Origin of the sequence: Paraburkholderia lacunae (genome assembly GCF_003353175.1) — a bacterium.
GTDB lineage: Bacteria > Pseudomonadota > Gammaproteobacteria > Burkholderiales > Burkholderiaceae > Paraburkholderia > Paraburkholderia lacunae.
In genome coordinates this window covers 88,964-107,545 of sequence record NZ_QHKS01000009.1, presented here as the reverse complement: position 1 = coordinate 107,545, position 18,582 = coordinate 88,964, and the positions used below count along the sequence as shown (strand labels likewise).

At 66.2% G+C, this 18,582-nt stretch carries 17 protein-coding genes and 1 riboswitch; of the genes, 10 read left to right on the top strand and 7 right to left on the bottom strand.

Annotation, left to right across the window (positions count from 1 at the left end; all coding sequences use genetic code 11):
• From fliI to fliF, 4 genes are read right to left on the bottom strand one after another with little or no spacing between them, the layout of a single operon-like run.
• Window positions 1–1,776: a flagellar protein export ATPase FliI gene (gene fliI, locus DLM46_RS15575; protein ID WP_115101643.1), complete on the bottom strand. Its 1,776-nt coding sequence runs from the start codon at window positions 1,774–1,776 to the stop codon at window positions 1–3.
• Entirely contained in the window at window positions 1,770–2,453 is a 684-nt protein-coding gene (gene fliH / locus DLM46_RS15570; protein WP_208866281.1) for a flagellar assembly protein FliH, read from the bottom strand. The genes fliI and fliH overlap by 7 nt, the downstream gene beginning before the upstream one ends.
• Window positions 2,440–3,435: a flagellar motor switch protein FliG gene (gene fliG, locus DLM46_RS15565; protein WP_115101641.1), complete on the bottom strand. Its 996-nt coding sequence runs from the start codon at window positions 3,433–3,435 to the stop codon at window positions 2,440–2,442. Before fliG ends, fliH begins: the two co-directional genes overlap by 14 nt.
• The gene (gene fliF, locus DLM46_RS15560) at window positions 3,425–5,236 is read right to left on the bottom strand and encodes a flagellar basal-body MS-ring/collar protein FliF (protein WP_115101640.1); all 1,812 of its coding nucleotides are present in this window, start codon (window positions 5,234–5,236) and stop codon (window positions 3,425–3,427) included. The genes fliG and fliF overlap by 11 nt, the downstream gene beginning before the upstream one ends.
• A gap of 235 nt (window positions 5,237–5,471) precedes the next feature.
• Between fliF and fliE the strand changes: the two genes are divergently transcribed.
• The 5 genes from fliE to DLM46_RS15535 all read left to right on the top strand — a co-directional run bounded on the left by fliE (window position 5,472) and on the right by DLM46_RS15535 (window position 8,690).
• Window positions 5,472–5,822, top strand: coding sequence for a flagellar hook-basal body complex protein FliE (fliE, locus tag DLM46_RS15555; protein ID WP_115101639.1), 351 nt, complete (start codon window positions 5,472–5,474; stop codon window positions 5,820–5,822).
• Window positions 5,823–6,067: 245 nt separating this feature from the next.
• Window positions 6,068–6,502, top strand: coding sequence for a flagellar export chaperone FliS (gene fliS / locus DLM46_RS15550; protein WP_115101638.1), 435 nt, complete (start codon window positions 6,068–6,070; stop codon window positions 6,500–6,502).
• Complete coding sequence (locus DLM46_RS15545; protein ID WP_115101637.1) at window positions 6,499–6,825, top strand: flagellar protein FliT; 327 nt, start codon at window positions 6,499–6,501, stop codon at window positions 6,823–6,825. Before fliS ends, DLM46_RS15545 begins: the two co-directional genes overlap by 4 nt.
• Window positions 6,826–6,924: 99 nt before the next feature.
• Window positions 6,925–8,313 carry a flagellar hook-length control protein FliK gene (fliK, locus tag DLM46_RS15540; protein WP_115101636.1) on the top strand — a complete coding sequence of 463 codons (1,389 nt, stop codon included), beginning with the start codon at window positions 6,925–6,927 and terminating at the stop codon, window positions 8,311–8,313.
• On the top strand, window positions 8,310–8,690 hold the full coding sequence (locus tag DLM46_RS15535; RefSeq protein ID WP_115101635.1) for an EscU/YscU/HrcU family type III secretion system export apparatus switch protein: 381 nt from the start codon (window positions 8,310–8,312) through the stop codon (window positions 8,688–8,690). Before fliK ends, DLM46_RS15535 begins: the two co-directional genes overlap by 4 nt.
• An 11-nt stretch (window positions 8,691–8,701) precedes the next feature.
• Here DLM46_RS15535 and DLM46_RS15530 read toward each other — a convergent pair whose 3' ends face one another.
• Entirely contained in the window at window positions 8,702–10,129 is a 1,428-nt protein-coding gene (locus DLM46_RS15530; RefSeq protein ID WP_115101634.1) for a coniferyl aldehyde dehydrogenase, read from the bottom strand.
• A gap of 154 nt (window positions 10,130–10,283) precedes the next feature.
• On the bottom strand, window positions 10,284–11,993 hold the full coding sequence (locus DLM46_RS15525) for an isovaleryl-CoA dehydrogenase (protein ID WP_115101805.1): 1,710 nt from the start codon (window positions 11,991–11,993) through the stop codon (window positions 10,284–10,286).
• A gap of 465 nt (window positions 11,994–12,458) precedes the next feature.
• Between DLM46_RS15525 and DLM46_RS15520 the strand changes: the two genes are divergently transcribed.
• The gene (locus tag DLM46_RS15520; RefSeq protein WP_115101633.1) at window positions 12,459–14,117 is read left to right on the top strand and encodes a GMC family oxidoreductase; all 1,659 of its coding nucleotides are present in this window, start codon (window positions 12,459–12,461) and stop codon (window positions 14,115–14,117) included.
• 32 nt (window positions 14,118–14,149) lie between these two features.
• Here DLM46_RS15520 and DLM46_RS15515 read toward each other — a convergent pair whose 3' ends face one another.
• Window positions 14,150–15,100 carry a LysR family transcriptional regulator gene (locus tag DLM46_RS15515; protein WP_115101632.1) on the bottom strand — a complete coding sequence of 317 codons (951 nt, stop codon included), beginning with the start codon at window positions 15,098–15,100 and terminating at the stop codon, window positions 14,150–14,152.
• Between the two features lie 113 nt (window positions 15,101–15,213).
• Between DLM46_RS15515 and DLM46_RS15510 the strand changes: the two genes are divergently transcribed.
• From DLM46_RS15510 to DLM46_RS15495, 4 genes are all read left to right on the top strand, one after another.
• Window positions 15,214–15,672: a CidA/LrgA family protein gene (locus DLM46_RS15510; protein WP_115101631.1), complete on the top strand. Its 459-nt coding sequence runs from the start codon at window positions 15,214–15,216 to the stop codon at window positions 15,670–15,672.
• 37 nt (window positions 15,673–15,709) lie between these two features.
• Window positions 15,710–16,432 carry an LrgB family protein gene (locus DLM46_RS15505; RefSeq protein WP_115101630.1) on the top strand — a complete coding sequence of 241 codons (723 nt, stop codon included), beginning with the start codon at window positions 15,710–15,712 and terminating at the stop codon, window positions 16,430–16,432.
• A gap of 84 nt (window positions 16,433–16,516) precedes the next feature.
• Window positions 16,517–16,653: riboswitch (S-adenosyl-L-homocysteine riboswitch) on the top strand.
• A 33-nt stretch (window positions 16,654–16,686) separates the two neighbouring features.
• A complete protein-coding gene (ahcY, locus tag DLM46_RS15500; protein ID WP_115101629.1) occupies window positions 16,687–18,108 on the top strand; it encodes an adenosylhomocysteinase in 1,422 nt (473 codons plus the stop codon).
• 118 nt (window positions 18,109–18,226) lie between these two features.
• Window positions 18,227–18,580 carry a phage holin family protein gene (locus tag DLM46_RS15495; RefSeq protein WP_115101628.1) on the top strand — a complete coding sequence of 118 codons (354 nt, stop codon included), beginning with the start codon at window positions 18,227–18,229 and terminating at the stop codon, window positions 18,578–18,580.
• The last annotated feature ends 2 nt before the right edge of the window (window positions 18,581–18,582 follow it).

The following is an 18,582-nucleotide window of genomic DNA, read 5'->3' as shown; positions in this document are numbered from 1 at the left end:
TCAGCCTCCTTGGGCAAACAGTGCGTCCAGCATCGCGATACTCGGTTCAAAGTTCGCGCACTCGCGAAAACCTTGCTGCAAAAATGCTTCCATCCGGGGATACAGCGCAATCGCGCGGTCGAGCAGCGCGTCGCGCCCGCTCGAATAGGCGCCGACGTTGATCAGATCGCGGTTGCGCTGATAGCGCGACAGCATCTGCTTGAACATACGCGTTTTGTCGAGATGGTTATCGTCGATTAGCGCGGTCATTGCCCGGCTAATCGACGCTTCGATGTCGATCGCCGGATAGTGGCCGGCCTCGGCGAGCGAACGCGAGAGCACGATATGGCCGTCGAGAATCGCGCGCGCGGAGTCGGCGATCGGGTCCTGCTGGTCGTCGCCTTCGGTCAGCACGGTGTAGAACGCAGTGATCGAGCCGCCGCCCGCCGGGCCGTTGCCGGTCCGCTCGACGAGCGCCGGCAGCTTGGCGAACACCGAAGGCGGATAACCCTTGGTGGCGGGCGGCTCGCCCACGGCCAGCGCGATTTCGCGCTGCGCCATCGCGTAGCGGGTCAGCGAATCCATCAGCAACAGCACATGCTTGCCCTGATCGCGGAAATATTCGGCAAGCGAGGTCGAGTACGCCGCGGCCTGCATCCGCAAGAGCGGCGAAACGTCGGCCGGCGCGGCGATCACGACGGAGCGCGCCAGACCCTCCTCGCCGAGAATCTGTTCGATGAATTCCTTCACTTCGCGGCCGCGCTCGCCGATCAGGCCGATCACGATCACTTCGGCGCTGGTGTAGCGCGCCATCGTGCCGAGCAGCACCGATTTACCGACGCCCGAACCGGCGAACAGACCCATGCGCTGGCCACGGCCCACGGTCAGAAGCGCGTTGATCGCACGCACGCCGACGTCGAGCACCTTGTGAATCGGCTCGCGGTTCAGCGGGTTGATGACCGGCGCGGACAGCGGCGCATCGGCGTGCGTGCCGAGCGGGCCGTGGCCGTCGAGCGGCCGGCCCGACGCATCGAGCACGCGGCCGAGCAATTCCCAGCCGACCGGCAGGCGCTTGGCGCCCGCCATCGGATCGGCGATCGGCGCGCTTTCGAGCGGATAGACACGCGCGCCGGGCAAGAGGCCGATCGCCTCGGTGGTCGGCATCAGAAACAGTTTGTCGCCGGAGAAGCCAACCACTTCGGCTTCGGCCATCGGCAGCGGACTGCCGAGCGGCAGTTCGATCATCACCTCGGCCCCCACCGACAGACGCAGACCAACCGCTTCGAGCACCAGACCGGCGGCGCGCGTCAGGCGTCCGCACGCGCGCATCGGCTTGGCGATCGAGTTGCGCGCGCGCAGCGCGTCGAGCCGGTCGCGCCACGCCTGCATGTGCGGATTGGTGTCGAGGGCGGGATCGTAAGGCGCGTGGGCGGCAGGGTTTGACGCAGGGCTCGAAGCGGGAGGTGAGGCCGGATGTGAAGCCGCGTGTAAGGCCGGATGTGAAGCCGGACTTGAAGCTGGACTTGAAGCCGGACTCGAAGCTGAATTCGCGGCCGCCGCAGCCGCCGACGTAACCGCGGCAGCAGACTCGCGGCTCGCGGCGGCGCCGGTTGCCGGATGACCGTGACGCGGATCGCGCGCTGCGGCATGGGTTGTCGCAGACGCCGCGCCCCGGGCGGGAGCGCTCGCCGCCGACTCGTCCGCCAGCGCCTCGGCGCCGAACGACGCCAGCGCGAGCTCGCGTTCGAGTGGCGTCAGATCGCTGGCGCGAATCTCGTCGAGCGTCGGCTTCACCATGTGCTCACCTTGCCGAGCGCCGCGGCGACGCGCTCCCAGCGCGTGTCGATGCCGGCATCCACTTCGCCGCTGCCGGCCTGCGCGCGGCAGCCGCCGCGCTCCACCGACGCATCGGTGCGCACGGTCCAGCCGCGCGTTTGCAGTTCTTCCAACAGATAGGCTTCGACGACCGGCAAGTCGGCCGGACTGACGATCAGCGCCGGCGCGCCGACCAGCGCCGGTTCGGCGGCCAGCACCTCGCGCGCGGCGGCAATCAGTGCGGTCGGGTCGTGCTGCACGTGCTGGCGCACCACCTGTTGCGCAATGTCCAGCGCCAACGCGACCAGCGTCTCCGAGATCGCGCCCTGGGCGCCGTCGAGTGCAGCCTTGAAGGTCGTGGCCAAGGCGGCCAGACGCGCGGCTTCCTCGCGCGCTTCGCTTTGGCCCTGCTCGAAACCCTGCGCGTGACCTTGCTCGTAACCGGCCTGATAACCGAGCGCCTGGCCGGCCACGTGACCCGACGCAATGCCCTGCGAATGCGCGGACTCGCGCAGACGTTCGAGTTCGGCCTCGAACGCGCCGTCGTCGATTTGGGCTTCGGGCGGCGCCGGCGGCACCGGATCGAACGAGGCCATCTCCCAGCGCTGGTAGGCCGAGAGGCTGTCCTTGCGCGTGGAGTTCGTATCAGACATAGGCATCTTCCGCCTTGCCGCCTAGAACGATCTGGCCGCTTTCCGCCAGATTGCGCACGATCTGCAGGATGCGGCGCTGCTGCGTCTCGACTTCGGAGACACGCACCGGACCGCGCGCGTCGAGGTCTTCGGCGAGCAGTTCGGCGGCGCGCTGCGACATGTTCGACAGGAACTTCTGGCGCAGCGCGGGCGGCGCGCCCTTCAGCGAGATGATCAACGCCTCGGACTCGACTTCCTTCAGCAGCAGCTGGATCGCGCGGTCCTCCAGATCGAGCAGGTTCTCGAACACGAACATCTGGTCGATGATCTTCTGCGCGAGTTCCGCGTCGTACTGGCGGACGTTTTCGATGACGCCTTCTTCATGGTTGCTCGACATGAAGTTGAGAATCTCGGCCGCCGTGCGGATGCCGCCCATCGGGCTGCGCTTGAGGTTGTCGCTGCCGGACAGCAGGCCCGTCAGCACGTCGTCGAGTTCACGCAGCGCGGCCGGCTGGATGCCGTCGAGCGTCGCGATCCGCAGCAGCACGTCGTTACGCAGACGTTCGGTAAAGCACGCGACGATTTCCGACGCCTGATCGCGGTCCAGGTGCACGAGGATCGTCGCGATGATCTGCGGGTGCTCGTTCTTGATGAGCTCGGCCACCGCCGCGGAGTCCATCCACTTGAGGCCCTCGATACCGCTGGTATCGCTGCCCTGCAAAATCCGGTCGATGATCGCGCCGGCCTTGTCGTCGCCGAGCGCCTTGGTCAGCACCGAGCGGATGTAGTCGCTCGAATCGAGCGACAGGGCGGTATGCTTTTCGGCCTCGCGCACGAACTCCTGCAGGACGTCGTCGATCTGTTCACGTGTGATGTTCCTCAGCGCGGCCATTGCGACGCCGATCTTCTGGACCTCACGCGGCCCGAGAAACTTGAACACCTGCGCGGCTTCTTCCTCACCGATCGACATCAGCAGGAGCGCGCTCTTCATTACGCCTTCAGCGCTCATCGGAGACCCAGTTTTTCACGACGGTTGCGACGATCTTCGGATCCTGGCGCGCGATGTTGCGCGCGAATTCCAGATTCCGCTCGTACTTGTGCTTTGCGTTCTCCAGCATCAGCAGCTCGGAGTCGGCTTCGTCTTCGGCGGCGGCGAGGGCGCCTGCGCGCTCGGCGGCCGGGATGCCGTCCAGCAGGATCGGTTCGTCCGGCGACGGCAGCGCCGTCGCCGTCACGACCGGTTCCGGCGGCGGGAAAGCGCGGCGCAGCGCCGGCTTCACCATCACGAAGTAAAGGAACAGGGCGACGGCGCCGATGCCGAGGTAGGTCGCGATCTGCTTGGCGAGCGCGATCATGTCCGGCGTGCGCCACCACGGCAGGTCGGCGGTCGGGTCGACGTCGGTGGTGAACGCGCTGTTGACCACGTTGACCGAGTCGCCGCGCGACGCGTCGAAGCCCATCGCGTCCTTCACCAGCTGCTCGACCTGCGTAAGCTTGCCGGCGGTGACCGGCTGCATCGTGGCGTGACCCTTGGAGTCGACCACCCGCAGATAGTTGACCACCACCGCCACCGACAGACGCTTGATACCGCCCATCGGCTGCTCCAGATGGCGCACGGTCTTGTCGAGCTCGTAATTGGTGGTCGAATCCTTGCGGTCGCTGAGCGGCGTGGTGGTTACGCCGCTCGCGCCGTTCGGCGCATTGATCGGCGCCGACGCCGGCTGCGGGGGCAGGTTCGACAGCGCGCCGGGCACGCCCGAGGCGGCCGCCTGCGACATTTCGGTGGCGCTGCTCGATTGCTGGCTGCGGATCGCGGCTTGTTGCGGGCTGCCGTTCGGGCCGTAGTTTTCCGAGGTCTGCTCGCTACGGGCGAAGTCGATATCGGCGCTGACCTGCGAATGCGCATTGCCGGCGCCGAACAGCGGCGCAAGGATCGCGTCGATGCGCTGTTGCGTGTTGCGCTCGATCTGCTGGCGATACTTCAGTTGCGAGGCATCCAGGCCGCTGCCGGAGGACGGGTTCGTCAGCAGGTTGCCGTCCTGGTCGAGGATCGTCACGCCGCGCACCGGCATATCCGGCACCGCCGACGCCACCATATGGGTAATCGCCAGCACCTGGCCTTCGTCGAGCGCGCGGCCCGGATACAGGTCGACCAGCACCGACGCGGAGGGCGCTTCCTTGTCGCGCACGAACACGGAAGGCTTCGGAATCGCCAGATGCACGCGCGCCGACTTCACCGAGGAAATCGATTCGATCGTGCGCTGCAGCTCGCCTTCCAGCGCCCGCTGATAGTTGATCTGCTCGGCGAACTGGCTGATGCCGAACTTCTGGTTGTCCATCAATTCGAAGCCGACCGAGCCGCTCTTCGGCAGGCCTTGCGAAGCCAGACGCAGACGCATCTCATGCACCTGCTCGGCGGGCACGAGGATCGCGCCGCCGGCGTCGGAGAACTTGTAGGGAATATTGGCCTGCTGGAGCGCGGTGATGATCGCACCGCCGTCGCGGTCCGACAGGTTGCTGTAGAGCACCTTATAGTCCGGCGCGCGCGACCACAGAAACAGACCCGCCACGATCGCCACCAGCAGCGCGACGGCAAAAATCAGCGGCGCGCGTGGATTGCCGCGCATTTGCGTGAGGCCCGACAGGCGCTGGCCGAAGTTGCCGCCCATGCCGCCAAGGTTGCCCCCCAGGCCGCCGAGATCGGCCGCGCCGCCCGGCTGGCCGGCGCCGGACGCGCCCGCGCCCGGCTGCGCGCCGGCGAGGCCCATGCGGGCGTCGGGGTTGATCAAAGAGTTGGCTGACGAATCCATGCGTCGGGTATCTCCGGGATGCCTTTGCGTTCTGCCGCCCCGCCGCACCGAGGGTCGGCGGGCGCACGGACAGATACTTTCACCATTGAAATTATCCGCAGGGCCGCTCAACCCGATTGCTTGAATAGAGCCGGGTTTTCCCCCTAGTTTCGGGGCTTTCCCTAAAGGCCCGCTGCTATGCTTTCGCTCAGATCGGTGCGGTTCGGCATGCCGGTCGTCATTCCCTGGAGAGAATATGACTATGCCCGTGAACGCGCTTTCGTCGGCGCTGCAACAGATGCAGTCGATGGCGGCGCAAGCGGCCGGCAACAATGACCCGCTGGCCGGCGCTCAGGCGGCCGGCCAGTCCGGCGCGGCGACGGCCGGCAGCTTCGCCTCGGCGCTGAAGGCGTCGCTCGACAAGATCAGCGGCGATCAGACCAAGGCGATCGGCGAATCGAAGGCGTTCGAACTCGGCGCGTCGAACGTGTCGCTGAACGACGTGATGGTCGACATGCAGAAGGCCAACGTCGGCTTCCAGTTCGGCTTGCAGGTGCGCAACAAACTGGTGTCGGCCTATAACGACATCATGCAGATGCAGGTGTGAGCGCGACCCGGGCGGCAAGGCCGTTCCGCTTGCCTGCCTGAACGCCGGACACCGTGTGACCACCGGGCAGCCCTACGTGGGCCGCCCAGCGTGGACCGCTCCAATCAGCCCTTAATCCCCCTTACACCACACTAAAGCTTTCCCGCTGCCTATCCGATAACCAGGTACAGGCAGAGTTCGGCGCGCGGCAACGTGCACGGATGGGTTGCGATGACTAACCGCAGTGCAAGAGAGGAGGAGCGCCGATGTTTTCCCCAGGACACTCTGGAGCCAATGCGTACGCACGCGTGGGCGTCGAGACAGGGGTGATGGGCGCGAGTCCGCATCGTCTGATCGTGATGTTGTATCAGGGCGCCCGGCAAGCCATCGCGCAGGCGCGCATGCATGTGCAGCAAGGCAATGTGCCGGCACGCGGAGAAGCGATCGGCAAGGCGATTCAGATCGTCGAAAGCGGGCTGCAGCAGTCGCTCAATCTGGAGGCGGGCGGCGAGATTGCAGAGCGGTTGGACGCGCTATACAGCTATATGGCGCGCCGGCTGCTCGAAGCCAACATAAAACAAAGCGAGGCGATGCTGGTCGAGGTCGATGGCCTGCTGGCAACGCTGGAAGAAGCCTGGATCGGGATTGCCCCGGAGATCGCGCGGATGGCGGCACAGCCGGCCGCGGAAAGCATGAGATGACATCGAACGCAGAATATTTCGCCCGCTATGAGGCGATTGCAGCGATTTCCCGCCGCATGCTGACGGCTGCGCGGCGGGCCCTGTGGAGCGATCTGGTGCACTTGCAGGAGGAGTATCGGATTCTGGTGGAGGCGCTCCGGGATGCGGAGACCGGCGTCAAGCTGGACGAAGCGGAGCGCCTGCGCAAATACGCGCTGATCCGGCAGATCCTCGCCGACGACGCCGCGGTCCGCGATCTGGCGAATCCGCGCATGGCCACGCTGTCGGCCCTGTTCGCCGGACGGTCGGCCCGCGTGCTCAAGGAGCTGTACGGGGCGCGCTGAGTTTGACCGGGCGCGCCGGGGTTGCCTGGAGCGGGCCGGATTCGCCCAGGCGCGCCGCATCGTCCCTGAGCGCGCTGCCCATGTGACCAAGGAATCGGCATGAACGGAATCGACACGGCCGTCGCTTCGCTGCTCGCGAACCGGATCGACAGTCTGCTCAATATTGCGCCGGGCTCGGCGGCCGCCTCGCAGACCGGTGCGGCAGGCGTCGATACCGCGCCGTCGACGGCGACACCCGATGCGGCGCCCACCACGCCGCCGGCTTCGGCACAAACCGCGCTGTCCGCCGTCGCGCTGACGCTCAACGCGATCGTGCGCTCGGGCGGCGAGGCGACGCCTGCCGTGCTTGGCCAGACGCCGATCTGGCCAGCCGCACCGGCGCTCGATGTCGGAATCGACGGCTTGCCGCTGTTCGACACTTTCTCCGCGGCTTCCCCCAATACCGCGTTTTCCGCTGCGAATGCCCCTGCGAATGCCGCCGCGGCCGCGTCCACCGCGAACGTGGCCGCCGCGCAGGTGCCGGTCGCCGCGCTGGCGGCGGCGCTCGAACAGACGGTCGGCGACAGCGGTTTGTTCTACGAAGCCCATCTCGCGCAATGGCTGGCGGGCCAGCGGCCTCCCGCCGCGCTCGCCGGCGAGGCGCAAAACAAGCTGGTGGCCGCTGCCGCGCAATTGCCGCTCGACTGGGCAAGCGATGCCGAGCCGGCCACAAGCGCGAATCCCACGCAGCGCCAGGGGTTGGGCGCCTCGGCCAACGGCGGGCCCGAAGGCAACGCCGCCGCGCGCGCCACACCGGCGATCCAGACGGCGCAGGCCGCGCGTTTCGTGGCCGGCGAATTACTGGCCAACTCTCTTTCGGATCTGAACGGCCAGCACGCGCACGCGAGCTTGCATAACGCCTCGGCGGCTTTGGCCGACGGCGCGCCGTCGCAAAACGCGCAATCGATGGGAGCCCAGGTTCATCCGGCGACGATTCCCTTGGTGCGTCAGCAGCTCGATCTGCTCGCGACCGGGCAGTTTCGCTGGACCGGCGAAGCCTGGCCGGGCGCCAAGCTCGACTGGACGATCGAGCAGGACGGCGACGAATGGAACCGCAGCGGCGGCGGCGCCGCGAGCGACGACGATCAGCCATGGCGCACGCGTCTGACGCTGTCGCTGCCGACGCTCGGTACCGTCGATGCGGAATTGACGCTGACGGGCACGCGGCTGGTGGCGCGCGTGCAGGCGAGTCCCGGCGGTGCGGCGCGGCTGGCGATGCAGGGCGAGAGCTTTCGTCAGCGGCTGGCGGCGGCGGGCATCGAACTGAACGGGCTGACGATCCGCGAGATCGGCGGCGGCGCGCCTGCCGCGGCGACCAACGCAGCCGGCGCGGCGGCGGCTTCGGCGTATGCGCGCTCCGCCTCGCCGGCCCCGACTGCGCGCCGCGCCGCAAGCGCGGTCCGGCCGGAGGCCGCGCCGCTCGACGATTTCGATTGGGACATGCGATGAGCCGCAAACACCGCCGCAGCGCGGCGGCGCTCGTCTACGACGCGCAAGGCGGCGAGCCCGCGCCGCGCGTGATCGCCAAGGGCTATGGCCTCGTCGCCGAGATGATCGTGCAGCGCGCCAAGGAAGCCGGCCTCTACGTGCATGAAGCGCCGGAGATGGTGTCGCTGCTGATGCAGGTGGACCTCGATACGCGGATTCCGCCGCAGCTTTACCAGGCGGTGGCGGAATTGCTGGCGTGGCTGCATCGGCTGGAAAGCGGCGCGGAGGATAGGCCCGAAGACGGGGCGGCCCGGAAGACGGACGTCACCGACGTGGTCGCCACCGAGGTTTCCGGCGATGTTTCCGGCGATGGTTCCGGCGAGAAGCGCCCGGACTGAGTCCGGCCGCCTCAGAACCGCAGCATCAGCTTCAGCAGCGCATTCACCCGCTTGCCATACGGCGGCGAAACCAGTCCGCGCGCATTCAGACGCGCCTGCGTGAGCACCGGCTTCATCTTCGAGAAGGTCACGAAGCCTTCGTAGCCGTGATACGCGCCCATCCCGCTCGCCCCGACCCCGCCGAACGGCAGGCTCTCGCACGCCAGATGCATCAGCGTTTCGTTGACCGCCATGCCGCCCGCGATAGTTTCGAGCGTGACGCGCTCGACGGTGGCGGCGTCGTCGGCATACAGATAGAGCGCGAGCGGACGGGGCCGCGTGTTGATCCACGCGATCGCGTCGTCGAGTGTGTCGTAGGGGACGATCGGCAGCAGCGGCCCGAAGATTTCCTCCTGCATCAGCGCGCATTGGTCCGGCGCCTGGGTGACGGCGGTCAGCGGGAAGCGGCGGCTGGCAGGGTCGGGCGCGGTGCCGGTCAGCGTATGGAGTTGCGCGCCGGCGGCCTGCGCTTCGTCGGCGAGGCGTTGCAGCCGCGCGAAATGCCGCTCCGAAATGATCGACGTGTAGTCGCGGTTGTGCGCGAAGTCGGGATACATCTTCGCCATCCGCGCGCGCGCCCGTTCGATGAACGCCTGCTCCTGGCCGCGCGGCAGCAGCACGTAGTCGGGCGCGACGCAGGTCTGGCCGGCGTTGAGCGTCTTGCCGGCGACGAGGTTGTCGACCGCGTTGTGAAAGCGCGCATGCTGGCCGATGATCGCCGGCGACTTGCCGCCGAGCTCCAGCGTCACCGGCGTGAGATGCTCGGCGGCGGCGCGCATCACTTCGTGGCCGACCTTGGTCGAACCGGTGAACAGCAGATGGTCGAACGGTTGCGAGCTGAAGGCGGCGGCGAGCGCCGCGTCGCCGTTCACCACGGCGACGTGATCGCGCGCGAAGGTCTGGCCGATCAGCTGCTCGAACAGCGCCGAGGTGCGGGGCGTCAATTCGGACATCTTGATGATCGCGCGGTTGCCCGCGGTGAGCGCGCTGATCAACGGGCCGGCGGCCAGCAGCACCGGATAATTCCACGGCACGATGATGCCGACCACGCCGAGCGGCTGCGGCACGACTGCCGCACGCGCCGGCAGCAGCCATTTGCTGGTGCTGCGGCGCTGCGCTTTCATCCAGCGCTTGCCGTGTTTCAGCGCGGCGTCGATCTCTTCCTTGATCAGCAGGAATTCGGCGAGCAGCACTTCCTCCTTCGCGCGATTGCCGAAGTCGGCGTTCATCGCGTCGGCGAGCGCGTCGCGATTGTCGAGTATGACTTTGCGCAACGCTTTCAGATGCGCGGCGCGGGTTTCCCACGACGGATACGGCGCGCGCAAATAAGCATGGCGTTGCTCGCGCAGCAGCGCTTCGAGCGCTTCGAGCGTGCCTAGCTCGGGCAGATCGTTCTTCATGTGCGTCCACTCCCTGATGGATGTTGGTGCGCGTGAACCGCGCTTATTGGTTTGTTGTGTTCCGGCATGCGAGCGGGTTGGCTCGCTTCAAGCGGTGAACCTCACGCGGCTCACGTGGCAATCAGGCGGCAATCAGGAGGCAATCAGGAGGCAATCAGGCGGCAAACGCTCGCTCGACGATCGCCGCGTGGTCGAACGTAGCCGGCAGCGTGCCGTACACTCGACCGCTTTCGCCGCAGCAGTCGGCGAGCCGCGTGGCGATGAAGGCCTCGGCGACGTCGGCGGGCGCATGCTGGATCAGCAAGCTGGCCTGCGCGATCAGCACGATTTGCTGCGCGATGCGCCGCGCCGATGCCTCGCGATGTTCGGCCGGGCCGTCGAGCGCGGCGGCGAGCCTCGCGAGCGCCGCGCCCAGCGCCGGGTGGCTCTGCGCCGCCGCTTGCCACGCGGCGAACAACGCTTGCGCCGCTTCGGGTTCGCGCTCCAGTGCGCGCAGCACGTCGAGGCACATCACGTTGCCCGAACCTTCCCAGATCGAATTCACGGGGGCTTCGCGATAAAAACGCGCCATCGGCGCCGTCTCGACATAGCCGTTGCCGCCCCAGACTTCCATCGCCTCGCCGGTGAATTCGAGTGCCCGCTTGCAGACCCAATACTTCGCCGCCGGCGTGACGATGCGCCGCCACGCACGCTCGGCGGGCGCCGCGTTGGCGGCATCGGCCGATTCTTCGAAAGCCCGCGCGAGACGCATGAAGAGCACCGTTGCCGCTTCCGACTCCAAGGCAAGATCGGCCAGCACATTGCGCATCAGCGGCTGATCGGCGAGATGCCGTCCGAACGCGCTGCGATGCCGCGCGTGATGGATCGCCTGCACCAGCGCCGCGCGCATCAACGCCGCGCTGCCGATCACGCAATCGAGCCGCGTGTAGTTCGCCATTTCGATGATGGTCGGCACGCCGCGGCCTTCGTCGCCGATCAGGATGCCGAATGCGTCGAAGAACTCGACTTCGCTGCTCGCATTCGAGCGGTTGCCGAGCTTGTCTTTCAGACGCTGGATCTGCACCGCGTTCTTGCTGCCGTCCGGCGCGAAGCGCGGCACGAAAAAGCACGACAGGCCCTCGTGATCGCCGGTGCGGGCGAGCACCAGATGCGCGTCGCATTGCGGCGCGGAGAAAAACCATTTGTGGCCGACGAGGCGGTATTCGGCGCCGCGACCGCTACCGCGCGTGGCGTACGCGTGGGTCCGGTTGCTGCGTACATCCGAGCCGCCTTGCTTCTCGGTCATGCCCATGCCGATCATCGCCGAGGTTTTCTGCGCGAGCGGGACGTCGCGCGGATCGTGTTCGCGGGTATAGAGCTTGTCGCGCAGCATGTCGAACAAGGCCGGTTCGCGCTGCAACACCGGAATGCTCGCGAAGGTCATCGTCAACGGGCAGAGCGAACCGGATTCGAGTTGCGCGTGCAGGAAGTAGCCGGCGCAACGGGCGACCATCGCGCCGGGCTGCGGGTCGGAAAACGGCAGCGCGTGCAGACCTTCGCGGCGCAGCAGCGACAGCAGCGTATGCCACGACGGATGAAACTCCAGCGCGTCGATGCGTTCGCCGCGGGGGCTGTGCGTGAACAGTTCGGGAGGGTGGCGGTTGGCCAGTTCGGCGAGCGCAAGCGTTTCCGGCGCGGTGAGCGCAGCGCCGTCGCGCAGCAGCGTCTCGCGATGCCACGCGGCGCCTTCGCGTTCGAGGGCGGCGGATAAAGCGGCGTCGCTCGCGAACAGGTTGTAGTCCGCCAGCGGCGGCGCCTGATTTGTCACGTCGTGCGTGTGACCGGATGTGTGGCTGCGGGCGTGCCCGCGCTGTTGCGGTTCCATCTGCTGTCTCCGTTCACCGGGTGCGCGCCGGCGCTGATCGGCGCTGCGTTGCACCGTGCTGTTCGATCGCTGCGTGTCGTGCCGCACGCTGACGGGACGGCGCGCCCGGCGCCGTGTTCGAATCCCTTGCGCGGGCCGCCTGGCGGGCGCTCGCGCGTCTTTCATCATAGGGTCGCCACTGCGCTTTCGTTTAGAGGGATCGCTCTGACATGAACGCGCCGTGGCGCCGCAACGCTCCCTACAATGCCGGTGAAACACACGTAGACAAGTGTGCCGCAATCGCTTGCATGGGATCGGAGTAACCGCTATGGGACCAGAGTAAGCGCTAAAGCGCCAACTCTGGTCGACACGCTAACTCCGATCGACAGCTTTGCATGGGATCGGAGTAACCGCTAAAGCGTTAACTCCGATCGACACAAGACAGGGTCAGGGTCCGCGAGCAGCGCGGCCCATCAGGAGGAGCGGATGCAATACGACTACATTATCGTCGGTGCAGGCTCGGGCGGCTGCTCGCTGGCGAGCCGCCTCGCGGATAGCTGCCCCGCTGCGACGATCGCGCTGATCGAAGCCGGTCCGCACACGGAGCGCAATCTGTTCGTCAATATGCCGGTCGGCGTGGCGGCCGTCGTGCCGCACAAACTCAAGACCAACTATGGCTATCTGACCACGCCGCAGCCGGGGCTCGGCGGGCGCCAGGGTTATCAGCCGCGCGGGCGCGGCTTTGGCGGTTCGAGCGCGATCAACGCGATGATCTACACGCGCGGCCATCCGCTCGATTACGACGAATGGGCGCAACTCGGCTGCGACGGCTGGTCGTGGGCGGACGTGCTGCCGTATTTCCGCCGCGCCGAGGGCAACGAGCGCGGCGCCGACGCATGGCACGGCGCGGACGGTCCTCTGACGGTGTCCGATCTGCGTTATCGCAACCCGTTTTCGAAGCGCTTCGTGCAGGCCGCCATCGAAGCGGGCTATCGGCTGAACAGCGACTTCAACGGCCTCGCGCAGGAAGGCATCGGTTTCTATCAGGTGACGCAGCGCGACGGACGCCGTTGCAGTGTCGCGCGCGCCTATATCTATGACCGCCAGCGGCCCAATCTGCACACCATCGCAGATGCGACCGTGCTGCGCGTGACGTTCAACGGCAAGCGCGCGAGCGGGGTCGAGATCGTGCGCGGCGGCCGCAGCGAAACGCTCGAAGCGCGTGCCGAAGTGGTGCTGGCGGCGGGCGCGTTCAATTCGCCGCAACTGCTGATGTGCTCGGGGATCGGGCCGGCCGCGCATCTGCAAGCGCTCGGCATTGCGGTGCTGCACGATGCGCCGGAGGTCGGCCAGAACCTGATCGATCATGTCGATTTCACGATCAACAAGCGGGTGTCGTCGATCGAGCCGACCGGTTTTTCGGTGCGCGGCATTGCGCGGATACTGCCGCAGTTCGTCACCTTCATGCGGCATGGGCGCGGCATGCTGTCGAGCAACGTCGCGGAAGCGGGCGGCTTTCTGAAGAGCCGACCGACGCTCGATCGGCCGGATCTGCAACTGCATTTCTGCGCGGCGCTGGTCGACGATCACAACCGGCATATGCACTGGGGTCATGGCTATTCGCTGCACGTATGCGTGTTGCGGCCGCATAGCCGCGGCACCGTGACGCTGGCGAGCGCCGACGCGCGCACCGCGCCGGTGATCGATCCGCGCTTTTTCAGCGATTCGCGCGATCTGGATCTGCTGGTGGAAGGCACGCAGATGGCGCGGCGCATTCTCGATGCGCCTTCGCTCGCGCTGCACGGCGGCAAGGAGTTGTATACGCATCCAGGCCAGACGGAGGCCGAGCTGCGCCGGACGATTGCCGAGCATGCGGACACGATCTATCACCCGGTCGCCACCTGCCGGATGGGCGGCGACGCGCAGTCCGTGGTCGATCCGCAACTGCGGGTGCGAGGCGTGACAGGGCTGCGGATCGTCGATGCATCGGTGATGCCGACGCTGATCGGCGGCAACACCAATGCGCCGACCGTGATGATCGGCGAGCGCGCGGCTGAACTGATCGCGGCGGCGCGGGGCGGGGCGGACACGGCGCTTCCGGCTGCGGCGGCGGGTCGTGCGGGCCTGACGGCGAGTGCGGCTTGAGCGGCTTGAGCGGGGCGCCGGGCGGCCTGTTTTTATCTGGCAAGCGGCGCTGCGATTCCAGTCATGCCGATACCCGGCCCTAGCATGAAATCGTCGCCGGCCTGGCCCGGCAGCGTCTCGCGGGCAACTTCGAGCCACGCGCGCGCCGCATGCGACAGATAGCCGTTGCGGCGCCAGCCTATCGCCATCTCCCAGGGAATCTCCGGCTCGACGACCGGCCGGCAGGTGAATTGCGCGGCGTCGAGCCGCCGGCAATACGGCGCCGGCAACAGGGCGATGCCGACCCCGGCCAGCACCAGCGCCGCCATGAAGTCCCAATGCCCGCTGCGTCCGACGATGGTCGGCGCAAACCCCGCCGCGCGGCACGCGTTCAGAACGACATCGTTGAGCGCAAGGCTCTCGCCATAGAACACGAACGGTTCGCTGGCCAGCTGGCCGAGCGGCACCTCGTGCAGATCGTCCCAACGCGAACCGGTACGCGCGACCAGCCACAGCAATTGCCGCGTCATCGGGAGAACGTCGAGATTTTCGGGGTCGACCGGTTGCAGCACGCCGCCCAACTCCAGCTCGCCGTTGATCAGCGCGGCTTCGATCGCGCGCGAACCCTGCTCGAACAGCTTCAGTTCGATTTTCGGGTAGCGCTGACGGAACGCGGCGATCGCGGGCGTGAAGAGCGAGCCGCCCATCGGCGGAATGCCGATCGTCAGTTCGCCGCGGCCGAGCGTGTCGAGATCGTTCAGCTCCGCCTGCAACTGCGCGTGAGCGGCCAGCACGTCCTGGCCGCGCTGATAGACGATGCGGCCGGCGTCGGTCAGCACCATCTGGCGCCCGTCGCGCAGCAGCAGCGGCGAGCCGATCTCATCTTCCAGCGACTTGACCATCTTGCTGATGGTCGGCTGCGTCACGAACATCTGCTCGGCGGCGACGGTGAAGCTCTGTTGACGCACCACTTCGACGAAATAGCGCAACGCACGTAGTTCCACGATCTGGGACTCCGAAATTCCAAATTGGAATGGTTTTGATGGTAGTAAGTCATTATATTTATGTTGCGTTGCAACCTATACTGACTTTCATCAAAAGTCACCTAGGGTTTGCCATGACGACGCAGCTTCTCTCCCGTTTCGCCCACGCCGGCCGCGCCAGCGGCGCGCTGCGCGTGGTGCGGATCGCCGCGCAGAGCGGTGCGCTAGCCGGCCTCTGGCTGGTCGCCGATTTCGTCGTGCGTCAGCTCCATTTGCCGGTGCCGGGCGGCGTGGTCGGTCTGGTCGCGTTGCTCGCGCTGCTGTTCTGCGGCGGTATCGCGCCGCGCTGGATCAAGGCCGGCGCTGACTGGCTGCTGTCCGACATGCTGCTGTTCTTCATTCCGGCCGCAGTTGCCGCGGTGCAGTACGGCGGGCTGTTTCGCGAGGACGGGTGGCGTCTCGCGCTGGTGGTGGTCGCCGGCACTTTGATGGTGATGGTCGCGGTCGCCTTTGCGGTCGACCAGGCCGCACGGCTCGAACGCCGGCTGGCGCTGCGCCGCGTGATGGTCGCGCGGCATGCGGCCCGCGTCTGATGATTCTTCAACCTCTCTGCCACGCTGAAGCCTGCCCATGAACGCGTTTTATTCGTCCCTGTTCGCCGACGATGCGTCGCGTCTGATCGCGGCTGGCTGCTTCGTGCTGACGGTGGCGTTGTATTTCGCGTCGAAGGCGCTCTACGCGCGCTTCAAGTCGCCGTGGCTCACGCCCTTGCTCGCCGTGCCGGCGGTGCTCGCGGCGATCGTCGTGCTGCTGCATATTCCGTATCCGGTCTACTTCCAGGACACACGCTGGCTGATGTGGCTGCTCGGTCCCGCCACGGTCGCATTCGCCGTGCCTATTTATGAATACCGCGAGCTGCTCAAACAGCACTGGATCTCGCTGACGGTCGGCGTGACGGTGGGCATCGTGGTCGCGGTCGGCGGCTCGCTGATGCTGGCGAAGCTGTTGCATCTTTCGCCGGAACTGCAACGCAGTCTGATGACCCGTTCGGTGTCGACGCCGTTTGCGCTTGCCGTCTCCGACAAGATTCATGCGCCGAAGGACCTGACCGCGCTGTTCGTGATCGCGACGGGCGTGTGCGGGATGCTGTTCGGTGAACTGGTGCTGGGGCTCGTGCCCCTGCGCACGCGGCTCGCGCGCGGCGCGCTGTTCGGCGCGGCGGCGCACGGCGTGGGCACCGCGAAGGCGCGTGAACTCGGTAGCGAGGAAGGCGTGGTCGCCAGTCTGACGATGATGATCGCCGGCGTGGTGATGGTGCTGCTTGCGCCAATGCTCGGGCTGCTGCCCATCTGACACCGGGGCGTGTCCCACACGCTCGAATTCCACCCACCCGATCCCGCACCCCGAAGCCATCTCGATTTGCTACAATCGCCGTTCGTCTTCGAGGAGCGTTGCGACGGGTACCGCGAATCAGCATATTCGCCGGCCGCCCGCCAGGCTCGAAGGCTTCAATCGGCGGGCTCGGATGCGCTTTGCGCTGTCCCATCCCCCGCATCGAACCGCGCTCACGTCAAATTTCTAGTCAATTTCTTAGAAAGGAGGGCGTGATGAACGCCGCAGTTATCGCTTCCCAAGATTCCCAGGATTTCATCGTTGCCGACATGTCGCTTGCCGACTGGGGCCGCAAGGAACTCAACATCGCCGAGACGGAAATGCCCGGCCTCGTGCAAACGCGTGAAGAGTACAAGGCGCAGCAGCCGCTGAAGGGCGCGCGCATCGCCGGTTCGCTGCACATGACGATCCAGACCGGCGTGCTGATCGAAACGCTGACCGCGCTCGGCGCGGATGTCCGCTGGGCATCGTGCAATATTTTCTCGACGCAGGACCACGCCGCTGCGGCCATTGCCAAGGCCGGCACGCCGGTGTTCGCATTCAAGGGCGAGTCGCTCGACGAATACTGGGAGTTCTCGCACCGCATCTTCGAATGGCCGAACGGCGAATTCGCCAACATGATCCTCGACGACGGCGGCGACGCCACGTTGCTGCTGATCCTCGGCTCGAAGGCGGAGAAAGACCGTTCGGTGATCGCCAAGCCGACCAACGAAGAAGAAGTCGCGCTGTACAAGTCGATCGAGCGTCATCTGGATGCCGACCCGACGTGGTACTCCACGCGCCTCGCGCACATCAAGGGCGTGACCGAAGAAACCACGACCGGCGTGCACCGTCTGTATCAGATGGAAAAGGAAGGCCGTCTGCCGTTCCCGGCGATCAACGTCAACGACTCGGTCACCAAGTCGAAGTTCGACAACCTGTACGGCTGCCGTGAGTCGCTGGTCGACGGCATCAAGCGCGCAACCGACGTGATGATCGCGGGCAAGATCGCGGTCGTGGCCGGTTACGGCGACGTGGGCAAGGGCTGCGCGCAATCGCTGCGCGGTCTGGGCGCCACCGTGTGGGTCACCGAAATCGATCCGATCTGCGCGCTGCAGGCGGCGATGGAAGGCTACCGCGTCGTGACGATGGAATACGCGGCCGACAAGGCCGACATCTTCGTGACGGCCACCGGCAACTACCACGTGATCAACCACGATCACATGAAGGCGATGCGCCACAACGCGATCGTCTGCAACATCGGCCACTTCGACTCGGAAATCGACGTGGCGTCGACCCGCCAGTACAAGTGGGACAACATCAAGCCGCAAGTCGACCACATCATTTTCCCGGACGGCAAGCGCGTGATCCTGCTGGCTGAAGGGCGTCTCGTGAACCTCGGTTGCGCAACGGGCCACCCGTCGTTCGTGATGTCGAACTCGTTCACGAACCAGACGCTGGCCCAGATCGAACTGTTCACGCAAGGCAACAAGTACGAGAACAAGGTGTACGTGCTGCCGAAGCATCTCGACGAAAAGGTCGCACGTCTGCATCTGGCGCGTATCGGCGCGAACCTGACGGTGTTGTCGGACGCGCAGGCGGGCTATATCGGCGTCGACAAGAACGGTCCGTTCAAGCCGAACCACTACCGCTACTAAGCACACGGGCGGTTTCAAAGCATGACGGTTTGACGACAGGGCGGCGCACGAGGCGCCGCTTTGTTCGCCATGCCCGTCTCTTTTCATTGAACGGACACTGGCCCACAAGGAGCTCTACATGACCGTGCTGCTGACCTGGCTGATCAACGCGCTCGCGCTCCTGATCATCACCTACCTCGTTCCGTCGATTCATATCCGCAGTTTCGGCACCGCATTGATCGTCGCGGTGGTGCTCGGGTTGATCAATACGATCTTGCGGCCGGTGCTGATCCTGTTGACGCTGCCCGTGACGATTCTCACGCTCGGAGTCTTCATTCTGGTGGTCAATGCGCTGTGCTTCTGGCTGTGCGCGTCGCTGCTGAAGGGCTTCGAAGTGTCGGGTTTCTGGTCGGCGTTCTTCGGCTCGATTCTGTACAGCATCGTTTCGTGGCTGCTGTCCGCGCTTATTTTCGGCAACCGCAGTATCGGTTGAGC